Source organism: Christensenella minuta, assembly GCF_003628755.1.
Taxonomy (GTDB): domain Bacteria; phylum Bacillota; class Clostridia; order Christensenellales; family Christensenellaceae; genus Christensenella; species Christensenella minuta.
The window spans coordinates 1,183,884-1,198,685 of sequence record NZ_CP029256.1 but is presented as its reverse complement, the minus strand read 5'-3'; the positions used below and the strand labels follow the sequence as shown (position 1 = coordinate 1,198,685).

Sequence of the window (14,802 nt, the reverse complement as noted above, 5' to 3'; positions counted from 1 at the left end):
AAATGGTACTGGCAGCTGTTCTTGTTGGCGCAGTGCTGAGCATACTGACCCTTTTTTTTGTGCGGGATGTGGAAGGGCAGCTGTGGGAACAATCCGTCGAGACAATCATGGAAAGCACCCAGCAGGGATGCAGCACTCTGAAAATCCAACTGCGCAATGCGTATGAATCGATGGAAACGGCCGCCGGACATGTGAAAAATTTTTCGTCCGGGCAGCGGGACGGGCTGGAACGGATTTTGGGCGGATATGCACTGGCAGACGAGAGCATCAGCCTGTATCTGCCGGACGGGACCTGTATTCCGGCGGGGGCGCAAGCAGACGAAGAAGTGGAAGAAATGCTGGCAGCCGGGTATGGAAACGAGGCTGCGGGCATTATTGATCCCCACATCAGCAGCGTGACGGGCGCCAATGTTTTCGACCTGTTTGTGGCCGTCGGGCTGAAAGACGGTACCCGGGGATATCTGGTAAAAGAATATGAAGTGGGTAACATTGTGGACAGCTTCAGCCTATCCTTTTATCATGACAGCGGATTTTCCTATGTGGTGAATACGGAGGGGGACGTATTAATCCGTTCGCCGCATCCGAACAGCAATAAAACGGTGCAGAACTTATTCGATATCCTGTCCGCATCCCAAAACGATCCGGAAAGCCTGGCGCGGTTTGCGCAGGCGCTGGAAAATTCCGATACGGGCTGGGCGGTTTTCGATTATCAGGATCAGGAAACTGTTTTCTGTTATACCCCGCTGGGCCTGCAATCGGACTGGTATTTTATGTCGATTATACCGACAGAAGTGGTGAACGCGCAGACGAATGAAATCCTGCAACGCTCCATGGTTTTGATTTTCAGCATTATATTGGGGATTTTCCTGCTGATTATTTTTTATTTTCACTATGCAAACAAAGCGAATAAAAAATTGAAAAATCAGGCGGAGTATATCGGGTACCTGTATAATGCCGTCCCGGAAGGGATCGCGCTGATCGGTGTAGAATACCCTTATTATTTTCTGCAATTGAACCGGGAGGGGCTGCGCCTGCTTGGATTTCAGGAGCCTGTTCCCGAGCACGCCCTGGATGGGAAATGCCTGCGGGACGTGATCTGCCCGGACGATTATGAAAGAATGGAAGCGCTTTTCCGGGAAACGGCGGGCGGCGGACAAAAAAGCATCTTCGAGGTCCGTGTTCAGAAGGAGACCGGAGATTTTTTCTGGGCTGCCGGAATCGTAGAAAAAACGCTGGACGACAGCGGCACCCCGGTTTTCATTACGGCGATCCATGATATCACAGGGCAGAAGCTGGCCGAAGAAGAAAGGGAACGGGAGAAGCTGCAGGAACGGCATACTCTGGTGGGGGCGATCTCCAACGCGTATCCCATAATCATCAGCATCAACCTGACACAGGACACGGTCAATTTTATCTATGTGAAATCCGGCCTGATGCTCGGTTTGGGCAAGCAAAAAACCTACGGCGAGCTTTTTGAAGAAATGAAACCTACATTTCATTCGGATCACGAGGAGGAATTCGTCCGGCGGTTTGCACCGCAAAACCTCCGCCGGACGCTCGGCGAAGAAAAAAACGAGGTCTTCCTGGAAGCGAAGCAAATGCTTGCGGACGGAAAGTACCATTGGACGTCAACGCAGATCATTTATGTAAATAACCCTTATTCAGGGGATAAGCTGGCGATTCTTATTTCGCGCCGCATCGATGAACAGCGCTATGAGGAACAGCGCCGGCGAGAGGCGCTCCAAAGTGCGCTGGAGCGTGCGAAAGCTGCGAGCGACGCCAAGAGCAGCTTTCTGTCAAATATGAGCCATGATATCCGGACGCCGATGAATGCGATCGTAGGCATGACGGCCATCGCCTCGAACCATACGGACGATCCCGAACGGGTGCGGGAATGCCTGAAAAAAATCGATCTTTCCAGCCGTCACCTTTTGAGCTTGATTAATGACATCCTGGATATGTCCAAAATTGAAAACGGCAAGCTCTCCCTGCGCGAAGAATCGTTCAATTTGGCAAATCTGGCAACGGACGCCGTGGAACTGGTATATCCCCAGGTGGAAGAAAAGCGGCTGGAGATGAATGTCCGAATCATCAGGATGCAAAATGAAGCGGTGATCGGAGACCCCCTTCGGATCCGGCAGGTTTATATCAATATTTTGAGCAATTCCGTTAAATATACTCCGGAAGGAGGAAGCATCCGGGTTGAACTATGGCAGGAGAAATGCATGCGGACGGGATACCAGAATTACGTATTCCGCTGCGCGGATACCGGCGTTGGGATGGATGAAGAATTTTTGACAAAGCTCTTTCAGCCTTTTGAGCGCTCGCAGGATTCTACGAGCAGCAGGATTGCAGGGACAGGTCTTGGGATGGCGATTACGAAGAATATAATAGACCTGATGAACGGAGATATTCAGGTGGAAAGCTGTCCGGGACGTGGAACCGTTTTCACCGTAACGCTTCCACTGCGGCCGCAGGATGCGCAGCAGGAACAGGCCCCGGAAGAATGGAAGGGAATGCGCAGCCTGATTGTGGACGATGATTTGCAGACCTGTGAAAGCGTTGCGGAGCTCCTCGAAGAAATCGGCTTGCGTACGCACTTCGTAACAACCGGAACTGCGGCGGTCGAATGTGTCGCGGAGGCAAAAAACACGTCGGATCCGTATGGGCTGGTGATCGCAGACTGGAAAATGCCGGGGATGGACGGCGTTGAGACGGCGCGCAGAATCAGGAAGGAAATCGGCCCGGAAATCCCGATTGTTGTACTGACGGCCTATGATTGGATCGAAATTGAAAACGACGCCAGAAGCGCCGGGGTAACAGCGTTTATGAGCAAACCCCTGTATCGTTCAAAGCTTTGTTACCTGTTCAATGAACTGAGCGGAGAAAGGCATCCTTTAAGGCAGATCGGCCTGGCGGACTCATTCGGCGATTATAGTGGGAAACGGGTTCTGCTGGTAGAGGACAATGTGATGAACCGCGAAATTGCAAGGACCCTGCTTGAAGAAATGGGGACGGAGGTCGAACAGGCCTGCGACGGTGAAGAGGCGGTTGAAAAAGTTGCGAAATCGGGAGAAGGATATTACGACCTGGTCTTGATGGATATCCAAATGCCGCGGATGGACGGTTACGAAGCTGCGAAGGCGATCCGGGCAATGGACCGTACGGATGTAAAAAAATTGCCGATTATAGCGATGACGGCCAATGCGTTTGACGAAGATGTACGCGCGGCCTTGCGCGCGGGGATGAACGGCCATTTCCCAAAGCCCTTTGATGTAAATAAACTTAAGGAATTGCTGTATCACTATCTGATAAAAAAACCGGATCAGGATGATCGGTCATAAACAGGTTTAGAAACCGGGCCCAATATGGTACAATTGAAAACGTATCAGGGAGGGGTGAGACGGTGAAAACCGACAGCGGACGCTATCAATTGGTTTATGACTATTATGAAACCAGGATTCTTTACGGTTTTTATATCAGGGGGGAACATCTTCCCTCTATTCTTAAAATTTGCGCGATTTTTCAGTTGGCGCCCGCGACGGTTCGTTCCGCGCTGAGGCTGCTGGAAAAAAGAGGGTATATCAAAGTTGCGGCGCGGAAGGCGGCGGAGGTCGTCTATAAAGCCCGCCCCGGGCAGTTTCGGAAGAATGCCGCCGAGTATTTCGCACCCCGAAAAGAGGGAATTATCGACCTCTTCCAGTCGGGGAAACTGCTATTCGAGCCTCTTTGGAAAACCGGGATACGGCAATGGAATGCAGAAGATTGGGAAGATGTTCGCCGAACCCTGAAGGGAACGTCCGCAGATTTTGTCGCCCTGCCGGTTAAATTTTATATTTTGGTGTTGGGCACACTGAAGAATGAACTGGTTCTGAATCTTTATTGGGAAATGATCCGGTATATCCGGTTTCCTTATTTGGGCGGCCGGCGGGAGGCGGGGGCAGACTGCTTTGCCGCTGGAACGGATACCAAAAATGAAACGGTTTCCGAACTGGAACAGAAATTTGAAGCGGATTACAATGCAGCAGTAAAGGAACTGCTTATATTTATCGAACGGGCGCGTACCGAATATTCGCTGGCGGATGCTGAGCCCGTTCCTTTCCGTTGGAGCATTTACCGTCAAAGGCCGCAGCTGCGGTATACGCTGGCCTCACATATCATCCGCGGAGTTATGAACGGACAATACCCGGTCGGCAGTTACCTGCCTTCGCTTCAGCAAATGGCAAACTCTTACGGCGTAGGCCTGAATACGGTGCGCCGGACCCTTGGGCTTCTGGAAAGTATGGGGCTCACGAAGTCTTACCAGGGGAAAGGAACGCTTGTATGCCGGGAGCCGGCGAAGGTCGATTTCACACAGACAGGGACATGGGAAGGGATCCGGCTTTACCGGGAAAGCCTGCAATTGCTCGCACTGACAATTGAACAAATATCCCTCTATACATTAAACCACGCCAAAGAAGCGGAAAAAAGTGCCCTCGCGGATGGCCTTGAGCGGATACAAAGGGATGGAAAGAGCTATCTTTGCTTTGAGGCCTATCTCGGATTTATTGAAGAACATTGCCCTTTGAGTTTTGTCCGGGAATGCTACAGAAGACTAAGGGAATTGCTGGCGTGGGGTTATTCGTTCGTGCTGTTCCGGATAAAGGGGAAAAGCCTCCACAAAGAGTATGCCGCAATTATTGCACAGGCAGAAATGCTTCTGCGGCAAAAGCGGTTCCCGGAATTTGCGCACATATGGAAAAAGCTTATGGAACGGGAAGAATGTCAATTCCAAAGCGCTATGGATGAAATCCTTCCCGGCCGGCGGTAAAACAGAAAAGCGGAAAATGGCCGGACGCGGGAAAAGGACTCCGCGGACTTTGTTTTAAAATCTAAAAAATTTCAGGGGAGGCGAAGCCGGACTGAATTGTAGTCCGGCTTTTTTTGGGCAAAATTTTCCCGGAATGATTTCCCGTCAGCTTCAAACGGTTTTCAAGCCGTCTTGATATTGACGAATGCAACTCTTTCTCCAATCATTTCCTGAGCGATCCGGAATTTTTCTGGCGGGGCATCCGTATCATACACAGCATGGAGTGAAGATTCACAATATATTTACACTTATAAAAATAGATATTTGAAAATTGAAAGCATAGGATTTACAGTGAAAAATTCAAATATGAAGGAAAAAATGCAAAGAATAAAGGATTATGCGATAAAAAACATACTTGACAAGAGAAAGCGGTTTTCCCTATAATTACAAAAAGATGCGTATGGAACTGTAACCGGACGTCTGCGCTACTGAGAGCGCTGTAACCCTGCGGGGTGCGGGAATTGCGGATCGGGCGGACGGATGCAAGCCGGGCCAATGAGGTATACGGTTTCTGCAAAATCAGGAATATGTATTTGAATTTGCAGGGAAGGAGCCTGTTTTATGCAAATCAGTAAAAAGAGCCTGGAGATTATTCCGCACGATTGTGTCGTTCGGCTTTTTTCGGTTTATGATACGCTGAAATCGGCCGAGAAAAAAGCCGCGGATCTGCTGATCGAGGATCCGGAGTTCGTACGGACCTCCAGCATTGCGAAGGTCGCGCAGCGCGCACAGTGCAGCGAGCCTACCTTCTCGCGCCTTGCGAAGAAGCTGGATTATACCGGGTTCCCGGAATTGAAGCATGTGCTGGGCAAGGCGGACGGTGAACGGGACTTTACTTTTTATGATGGGATACAAAAGGGCGATACGACGGATAAAATCATTGAAAAGGTATTTCATTCCGCTGCGCAGGGACTCGAAGACACCGCGAAAACCCTGAGCGGAAAAAGGATCGAATCCGCCGCGGACACTTTGATCCACGCGCAAACGTGCCTTGTGTACGGCGCAGGAGATTCAAGCATAGTGGCGCGCGCGATACAATACAGGCTTGCAAAGCTCGGGATTCCGATCCAATTTTCAGAGGATGTGGCCTTCACAGCCGCGATGGCGTTCCGCCTTGAAGAAAACGATGTTTTTTTCGCAGTGTCACATTCCGGGAAATCGGATCCAACGCTGCGGATGGCGCGGTACGCAAAGTCGAACGGCGCGCAGGTAATCAGTATCACCAATTTTCCGGCATCTCCCCTTGCGCGGATATCCGATGTCGTGCTTTTAACAGCGGTGTTCTCGGAACTTATTTATGGGGAAAATACGTCAAAGCGCACGGCCGAAATGTGTATTCTCGAGATATTGGCCGAATGCATGGAATTACGCGGGAAAAACAGAATACATATGAACAGCGCGCAAAAAACAGATGAGGATGGAAAAGCATGAACCTGACCAAAGAACAGATGAAAAAAATATATTACCAGATGTTCAGTTCACGCACATTTGAGGAATGTGTGAATGGAATGTTTATGAAGGGGATGATCCACGGTACGGCCCACCTTGCGATCGGTGAGGAAGCGACGGCGGCCGGCGGCGTAAATGCGTTGCGGCCGGACGATTATATTATGAGCTGCCACCGGGGGCATGCGCACTGTATCGCCAAAGGAGCCGACCTCCGGCGTATGATGTGCGAGCTTCTCGGGAAGCGGGACGGTTTTTGCAAAGGGCTTGGCGGCTCCATGCACATCGTGGATATTACGACGGGGAACTTTGGAGCGAATGGCGTTATGGGGCCCTCGATCCCTATTGCGACGGGCGTTGCGCTTGCCATCAAGAAAGAAAAGAACGGGAAAGTGATCCTGGATTATTTTGGAGACGGGACCTCGAATTCCGGTCTTTTTCATGAGGCGCTGAATATGGCGGCGCTGTGGAAGCTGCCTATCGTATATCTGTGTGAAAACAACCTCTATGGGATGTCGACACACGTATCGAAAAGCGTGTCGGTCCCGGATGTTGCGGTCCGCGCTCAGGCATACGGGATTCCGGGAGTGATCGTGGACGGAATGGACGTTCTTGCGGTCATGGACGCTGTGAGCGAGGCTGCCGGGCGGGCGCGGCGCGGGGAAGGTCCTACCCTGATTGAAGCGAAAACATATCGCTATATGGGTCATTCCAGAAGCGATAAACGGGAATACCGTACGCGTGAGGAAGAAGAGGAATGGAAGAAGAAGGACGCGATCGTTTCCTTTGCCGGCTATATGGTGGAGCACGGCTTTTCACGACAGGAGATCGACGCCATTGAAACGCAGGTGGAGCGGGAATGCGAGGAAGCGGTAGAATATGCGCAGGCGGCGGAAGCGCTGACGTTTGAGGAAGCGAAGGAGCTTGTTTTTGCAACGGAGGAAAACATATGAGCGAAATCACTTATTTGCAGGCGGTCTCCCATGCGCTGCGGGAAGAACTGCGCAGGGATGAAAAGGTGTTTCTGATCGGGGAAGACCTGGGGACGTTTGGGGGGTGCTTCAATGTAACGAAGGGGCTCCTTGAAGAATTCGGACCGGAACGTGTGATGGATACGCCGATTTCGGAAGGCGGATTCACAGGCGTTGCGGTTGGCGCGGCAATGGCGGGCTACCGCCCGATTGTGGAAATCATGTTTTCCGACTTCCTTACATGCGCGATGGACCTTATATGCAATCAGGCGGCAAAGCAGCGTTTTATGATGGGCGGACAGGTAAAGATACCGCTCGTCGTCCGGGCGCCTGCCGGAAGCGGGACGGGCGCGGCGGCGCAGCATTCCCAAAGCCTCGAGGCATGGTTCTGCCATGTGCCGGGGCTCAAAGTCGTTATGCCGTCGACGCCGTATGACGCCAAGGGACTTTTAAAAGCGGCAATCAGGGAGAACAACCCGATTCTGTTTTTTGAACATAAGCTCCTCTATGCAACGAAGGGCGAGGTGCCGGAAGAGGAATATATTCTTCCGGTCGGAAAAGCGGATATTAAGCGCGAAGGACGGGACCTGACGATTATCAGCTATTCCATGACCCTGCAGAAAGCGCTCCGTGCGGCCGAAATGCTCGAGCGGGACGGAATCGATGCGGAGGTGCTTGACCTAAGAACGCTTTCCCCGCTGGATACGGAGTTGATCGTAAGTTCGGCCAAGAAGACGGGCCGGGTGCTGGTCGCCCACGAGAGCGTACAGAACTTCGGCGTGGGCGCGGAGGTCGCTTCCGTAGTCGCGGAAAGCGAAGCGTTTTTCCATCTTAAGAAACCCGTCAGCCGTTTGGCGGGCGAAGATATGCCGATCCCGTATTCGCCGGAATTGGAAGCGCGGGCCGTTCCGCAGGTGGAAACGATCTATGCGGCTGCGCGGGGGTTGTTGGAGTAGGCGCCGGGGGTAAAGCCTTTTGCCTGCCGCGCCGTTTTTGCGGTTTTGGGATCATAAGCAAACCGGAGCCGGTGCAGGAATAACTTCGGACTGCAAAAAAATATCCGGGGGGAAGGCAGGTACGCTTTCCACCGGATATTTTTTTGCCGGAATGCAGGGCCATCTTTCGCGGACACGGCATGTTTATGGGGGAGAATGAAACGGTTTTATCTTGGGAACATCACGTTTGCGCGCATTTTTTGCGGCACGGACCGGGAAAAGGCCGTTTAACAAAAAAATGCCAAGATGCGGCCAAAAGGCATTTGTTTCTGGTATAATCAATAATATGAATGAAATACATGGAAATACGGCGGGGCTGCGTTCCCGGACCGTAGAAGAATTGAAAGGGTTGTATGAATTTAAGCTTTCCCCACAGGAATTTGCCTCGGAGGATATGCTTTTTGAAATGGCTCGCCTTACGGAAGTCACGGGCAAGGAAATCTCCGTATTCCTGTCGCGGGGCGGCAGGGTGCTTGATGTTTCGGTGGGGACGGATAAAAGCGTGAAGCTGCCCTACATGCGTGTCCGGCGGGGATCGGCGGGCGTATCCGGCATCCGTGCGATACACACGCACCCGGGCGGAAGCCCGATGCTGTCGAATGTGGATATCGGTTCGCTGATCTCAAGCAGGTTCGACGCGATGGCGGCGGTTTCCGTAAAAGACGGGAAAGCGGCGGCCATGTGTGTCGGATTCATTGGCGAAACGCTTGATCAGGCAAAGGTCACCGGGCCGTTCCGCCCGGGGCGTATCCCGCAGCAGGCGCTTATGTATGAGATTGCGGCAGCTACGGAGCGGACCCAGAATCTTGTGCGCATGCACGAGACGGAGGATGCCCCGGAACGGGCAGTCCTCGTCGGCCTGAACGCCCTGCAGCAGAGTATGGAAGAGCTTGCGCGCCTCGCGGAGACTGCGGGCGCAGAGGTCGTAGGCAGCGTCACACAAAACAGGGACCGCGACCGGGCCTACTATATCGGTAAGGGCAAGGCACAGGAGCTTTCCCTGCAAATGTCCGCTCTGGATGCGGATATTGCGATCATGAACGACGAGCTTTCCCCGCTCGAGACCCGTAACCTCGAGGAAACGTTGGGGGTGAAGGTCGTAGACCGGACGATGCTGATCCTTGATATTTTTGCGGCGCATGCGCGTACGCGAGAGGGACGGTTGCAGGTGGAGCTCGCCCAGCTGCAGTATACGCTTCCGCGGCTTGCGGGCGAGGGAGTATCCCTGTCGCGGCTCGGGGGCGGTATCGGCACGCGCGGACCGGGGGAAAAAAAGATCGAGATCGACCGGCGAAGGATCCGCCGCCGGATTTTTGAATTGCAGCAGGAAATCGATAAGGTTGCAGAGCAGCGGGAGCTTCGCCGCACCGCGCGGCGGGAAAACGACGTGAAGGAAGTTGCACTCGTCGGATATACCAATGCCGGGAAATCGAGCCTGCTAAACGCCCTTACGAATGCCGGAGTGCGGGCGGAGGATAAACTCTTTGCGACCCTCGACCCTGTTACGCGGCGGGTCGTACTGCCCGATGTCGGGGAAACGGTGTTTACGGATACGGTGGGCTTTATCGAAAAGCTGCCGCATGACCTTGTGAGTGCGTTCCGCTCTACACTGGAAGAAGTGACGCGCGCAGACCTGCTGCTCCTTGTAACGGATGCAAGCAGCCCGAATGCGGAAGGGCAGATGGAGGTGGTCCGCGAACTGCTTTCTTCCCTGCATGCCAACGAAACGCCTAAAATTTTGGTTATGAATAAGGCAGACCGGCTTGCTCAAGTGCCTGCGGCGGGACAGGATACCGTTTATATCTCCGCGAAAACAGGAGAGGGGCTCAGGACGCTGCTTTCCCTTGTCGCGGAAAAACTGGCGCCGCAGCTTATGACCTATTGCGGGACGCTCGGGTATGACCGCGGCGACCTGCTTGCGCTTGTGAACCGGGATGGCAAAGATGTCGCTATGGACTACCGGCCCGATGGTGTGCACGTAGAGGCCACGCTCCCTGTGGAGACCATCAAAAAGCTGAAAAGCTGAGCGGCGGGCGCCGCCCGCCCGGCTTGCGGAAAAAGCGGTTTTTTGATATGATGTACGGTAGGAATTGAAGGGAGTTTACTATGTACCGCGAGGAGATGGCCCATAAAAAAATAGGGACGCTTGCAGGAATATTGATTACGTTCGCGATTGTCGGGGCAATTCTGGCAACGATGTTTATCCTGTCGTTTATCGGATTTCTTCTGAACCTTCCGTGGTTGCAGCTTTTTGCTTTCGTGATCGTTGTGCTCGCGGGATTTTTCGTTGTCAAGCGCTATATGACGGATTATGTTTATGTGATCGGGGAAGGCAAGATACTTTTTGGCCGCAGGATCGGTGCGCGCGAAAAAGAACTTTCCACGGTTCCGCTGCGCAACATCAGGAAAATGGATGTTTACCCAGCGATGGAAAAAGAGCTTGCCGGACGGAAAAAATATAAATATACCTTTCGTAAAAAGAAGGACGCCTATGTCGTTGACTGCGGCGATATTGCGATTTTATTCAGCCCCTCGGAGACATTGAAAGAGAAGCTGAAGGCACGATAGAAGGAGGCCGGCGCGATGAAGACACCGATCGTAGAAATGCTGGACCGCGTTTCCGGAGAGGCGCGGTCGCGTTTTTGTATGCCCGGCCATAAAGGGAAGGCGGGCTTTTTGCCTGAAGCGGTAAACACTCTGGATATCACGGAGCTTCCGGGGGCGGATAACCTCTACCATCCCCAAAGCGCGATTAGGGAAGCGCAGGAGCTGCATGCGGAATATACGGGTGCGCGCGAAAGCTATTTCCTGGTAAACGGAAGCTCATGCGGCGTGCAGGCGGCGGTGCTTTCGGGTTTGGAGCCGGGGGACACGGTGATCGTCGCGCGGGATATTCACCTTTCCGCAGTGAATGCCTTTATTATGGCGGATGTGAAGCCTGTTTTTGTCTATCCGTCCGCACGGGAAACGGATGTGCCCTGCGTGGTGAGCGTGCAGGACGTCGCCTCCGCGGTGGCCCTCCATAAAAAGGCAAAAGCGGTCTACCTGACCTATCCGAACTATTACGGGCTGTGCGCGGACCTGAACGGCATTTGCGCGGTGGCGCACGAAGCGGGGATGAAGGTGATCTGCGACGCCGCCCATGCCGCCGCTTTTGATTTTTCGGACCTGCTGCCCACAGCGCCCGCGCCTGCGGGATGTGACGTTTGGACGTGCAGCCTGCACAAGACGCTTGGCGCGATGAACCAGTGCGCCGTGCTGAATGCCGGAGTGGAATCGGGCCTTCAGCCGGAGGTTATTCAGGCGCGGCTCAATATGCTCCAGACGACGAGTCCTTCCTATCTCTTGCTGGCTTCGGCCGACTATGCGCTTGGATTCATGCGAGAGGAGGGAAGGCAAAAACTCAACACAGCGATCCAGCTTGTAGAAGAGAATATGCGCCGGATCGAAGCGCTTGGGGGATACAGGTGCGTGTTTCAGGATGTTCCAAAGCAAACGGGAGCTTACGACCGGGATATCCTGCGGCTTGTGATCGATGTGACGGACCGCGGCGTAAGCGGTTTTGGCGCGGCGCGCTTCCTGCAGGAAAAAGGAATTGCCGTAGAAACTGCGGATATCGCCAATATTGTGCTGATCTGCACGGCTGCCGATACGGCGGAAGATTTTGAACTGCTGAAAGCGGCGCTTTCAGAGATCAAAGGATCGAACTATAAGATCCGCCGGATGATGACGGCGGAGGATTTGAAGCAGGTATACCTGCCGCAGGTTTCGATGCCCATGCGCAGAGCCTTTTTTGCCGAACGGCGCAGTGTGCCTCTGGAGGAGGGCATCGGATGCATTGCGGCGGCGCCCGCGGGGGCCTATCCGCCCGGCGTGCCGGTGATCCTGCCCGGGCAGAAAATAACGGAAGACATGGTGGATTACCTGGTATTACTGAGAAACCGTGGATACGGCCTTTTCGGTATTTACCGCAATGAAATAGAAATTGCTTGTGTTTAGGAAAGGACATATAAGTTTGAAAGGGTTGTTTATTACATTTGAGGGAGTAGACGGCTGCGGAAAAAGCACGCAGATGCGCTTTTTATCGGAATACCTGATAGAGGAATGGAGCATTTGCCCAGTTCTCACGCGCGAACCGGGAGGCTGCAATATTTCCGAAAAGATACGGGACCTCGTGCTCGATATTGAAAACAGGGAAATGAGCGACAGGACGGAGGCCCTGCTGTATGCCGCCGCGCGCGCGCAGCATGTGGAAGAAGTGATTGCCCCCGCCGTGCGGGACGGGCAGATCGTCCTGTGCGACCGCTTTATCGATTCGTCCCTCGCCTATCAGGGAGTGGGCCGGGGTCTTGGGATCGAGGCCGTGATGGATATCAATCGCTTTGCGATGGGCGATATGATGCCGGACAAAACGTTTTTCCTTGATTTTCCGCCGCACCTCGCCTTTGAACGGATGAGCAAAAAGCGCGTGCATGACAGGCTCGAGACACAGGAAGAAGAGTTTTATATCATGCTTTACAACGGTTTTGTGAAGTTCTCGGAGATGTACCCGGACCGCATCGTCCGCATCGACGCTTCGGGAGACAAATACGCGACGCAGGATATTGTGCGCACAAAAATGGAAGAAATCCTCAGGGAAAACGGCTTTTGCAATGAATGAGATACTGGAAAATGCGCTGAAAACAGGAAACATCGCAGGAGCTTACCTGATCGCGGGATCGTCGCCTGAAGCGACGCAGGAGCAGATCGATGAATTTCTGCTGCACGTGTTCTGTAAGGACGGAACGGGCTGCGGAGCCTGCCCTGGCTGCCTGAAATATTTGCACAGGAACCATGCGGACCTGTTCATCATTGAACCGGCCAAGAGCACTATCAGCATCGGCGATGTGCGCGAGATTCCTGCGGCGGTCGCCAAGAAACCATATGAAGGCGGGTATCAAGCCGTTGTCATTGCCCGCGCGGACGCGATGACGCCCCAGGCCCAAAACGCCCTCCTGAAGGTGATCGAAGAGCCGCCGGGCCACACCGTATTTATGCTGGGAGCGCAGAATACCAAAAATATATTGCCTACCATTCTTTCCCGGTGTATAATTTTAAAGATGTCATTTTCCCGCGAGGAAACGGAAAAACTGCTGCACGAAGAGCAAAATCTGCCCACGCTGCGTGCACGCGTTCTCGCCGGCGCCGCAAAGGGAGATTATCATTTGGCGGCGGCGTATCTCGGGAAGGGTTTTTTCGAGATAAGGGATGATATGATCCTCGCTTTAAACCGCCTGTTTACAGCCAAAAATATGGCGACAAGCGCTACGCTGGAGCTTTTCACAAAGCATGAGGGCGCCGTAGACCTGTGCCTTACGGCGGCATTACAGTACCTTGCCGACGTATTGCTTTATAAACACACGGGGGAGGTACTGGTCAATGAGGATAAGCTGCCGGAAATTTCCCGGCACGCAAAGCTGCGGGATTTTGTATTGGTGAACACGCAGCAAATATTGTTTGACGGCATGGTAAAGCGTGCACAGTGCGCGGGGCTGAATGCGAAGCTTGCTCTTGAGAGTATGCTTTTTCACATATTGGAGGTTATTCTATGAGTTTTATTATCGGCGTAAGGTTTGCCGAAGTAGGAAAGATATATTATTTCGATCCAGGCAAGCTGGAGCTGCAATTGGATGATAAAGTGATCGTTGAAACCGCGCGGGGCGTGGAATTCGGCGAAGTGGTGCTCGCGCCGCGCGAGGTAGAGGAAAGCCAGGTCACAAAGCCGCTGAAAAAGGTATTGCGTAAAGCGGACGAGAGGGACCTCAAAAAAATCGAGGCCAACAAGCAGAAGGAAAGGGAAGCCTTCCGGACCTGCAGTGAACGGATCGCGAAGCATAAGATGGATATGAAGCTGATCGACGTTGAATATACGTTTGACGGCAATAAAATCATCTTTTATTTTACCGCCGAGGGGCGGGTCGATTTCCGGGAGCTTGTCAAAGACCTGGCATCCGTATTCAAGACGCGTATCGAGCTCCGGCAGATCGGCGTGCGCGATGAGGCCAAAAAGATCGGCGGCCTCGGCCCGTGCGGCCGTCCGTGCTGCTGCAGCGCGTTTCTCGGGGATTTCCAGCCGGTTTCGATTAAGATGGCGAAGGAGCAGAACCTATCCCTTTCTCCGACAAAAATCAGCGGGCTGTGCGGCAGGCTGATGTGCTGCCTTAATTACGAGCAGGAACACTACCACGATATGTGCCGCAAGCTGCCGCGTGTCGGCCACGCCGTGAAAACGCCGGACGGTCCGGGCGAAGTGGCGGATGCCAATGCGCTCACCGGCAAGGTAAAGGTGAAAATGCCCCTTGAAGACGGAACGTTTGAATTTGTGGTTTACGATCATTCCGAGATCCGCGTGAAGGACGCGGGGCCGAGAAAAGGGAAAAAGAAGGAAGGAAAAGAAACCGCGGCGGACAGAGAAATAAAATCGCCGGAAGGCAAATAAAACTATTGATTTTTTATGGGTGGATGGGTAGAATAGAGTTGTATTAAGTATGGAGGTGAAAGG

General features: G+C 53.1%; 11 protein-coding genes. All 11 read left to right on the top strand.

Translation table 11 applies throughout. The annotated features are described in order from the left end of the window. The first annotated feature begins 2 nt into the window (after positions 1-2). Complete coding sequence (locus B1H56_RS05715; protein ID WP_066519201.1) at positions 3-3,344, top strand: response regulator; 3,342 nt, start codon at positions 3-5, stop codon at positions 3,342-3,344. Between the two features lie 62 nt (positions 3,345-3,406). After that, positions 3,407-4,810 (top strand): GntR family transcriptional regulator, encoded by a 1,404-nt coding sequence (locus B1H56_RS05710; RefSeq protein ID WP_066517941.1) that lies wholly within the window; start codon positions 3,407-3,409, stop codon positions 4,808-4,810. A gap of 600 nt (positions 4,811-5,410) precedes the next feature. Then, positions 5,411-6,280: a MurR/RpiR family transcriptional regulator gene (locus tag B1H56_RS05705; protein ID WP_066517944.1), complete on the top strand. Its 870-nt coding sequence runs from the start codon at positions 5,411-5,413 to the stop codon at positions 6,278-6,280. Further along, positions 6,277-7,248: a thiamine pyrophosphate-dependent dehydrogenase E1 component subunit alpha gene (locus B1H56_RS05700; protein ID WP_066517947.1), complete on the top strand. Its 972-nt coding sequence runs from the start codon at positions 6,277-6,279 to the stop codon at positions 7,246-7,248. Before B1H56_RS05705 ends, B1H56_RS05700 begins: the two co-directional genes overlap by 4 nt. Then, positions 7,245-8,222, top strand: coding sequence for an alpha-ketoacid dehydrogenase subunit beta (locus tag B1H56_RS05695; RefSeq protein WP_066517949.1), 978 nt, complete (start codon positions 7,245-7,247; stop codon positions 8,220-8,222). The genes B1H56_RS05700 and B1H56_RS05695 overlap by 4 nt, the downstream gene beginning before the upstream one ends. A 325-nt stretch (positions 8,223-8,547) precedes the next feature. Beyond that, complete coding sequence (hflX, locus tag B1H56_RS05685; RefSeq protein WP_066519204.1) at positions 8,548-10,287, top strand: GTPase HflX; 1,740 nt, start codon at positions 8,548-8,550, stop codon at positions 10,285-10,287. A gap of 80 nt (positions 10,288-10,367) precedes the next feature. Beyond that, positions 10,368-10,829: a hypothetical protein gene (locus tag B1H56_RS05680; RefSeq protein WP_066517954.1), complete on the top strand. Its 462-nt coding sequence runs from the start codon at positions 10,368-10,370 to the stop codon at positions 10,827-10,829. A gap of 15 nt (positions 10,830-10,844) precedes the next feature. Further along, positions 10,845-12,260, top strand: a complete 1,416-nt coding sequence (locus tag B1H56_RS05675; protein ID WP_066517957.1) for an aminotransferase class I/II-fold pyridoxal phosphate-dependent enzyme — start codon at positions 10,845-10,847, stop codon at positions 12,258-12,260. Between the two features lie 25 nt (positions 12,261-12,285). Continuing rightward, complete coding sequence (gene tmk, locus B1H56_RS05670) at positions 12,286-12,921, top strand: dTMP kinase (RefSeq protein WP_243108752.1); 636 nt, start codon at positions 12,286-12,288, stop codon at positions 12,919-12,921. Next, complete coding sequence (locus B1H56_RS05665; RefSeq protein WP_066517961.1) at positions 12,914-13,852, top strand: DNA polymerase III subunit; 939 nt, start codon at positions 12,914-12,916, stop codon at positions 13,850-13,852. The genes tmk and B1H56_RS05665 overlap by 8 nt, the downstream gene beginning before the upstream one ends. After that, the gene (locus B1H56_RS05660; protein ID WP_066517965.1) at positions 13,849-14,739 is read left to right on the top strand and encodes a PSP1 domain-containing protein; all 891 of its coding nucleotides are present in this window, start codon (positions 13,849-13,851) and stop codon (positions 14,737-14,739) included. Before B1H56_RS05665 ends, B1H56_RS05660 begins: the two co-directional genes overlap by 4 nt. Positions 14,740-14,802: the final 63 nt, after the last annotated feature.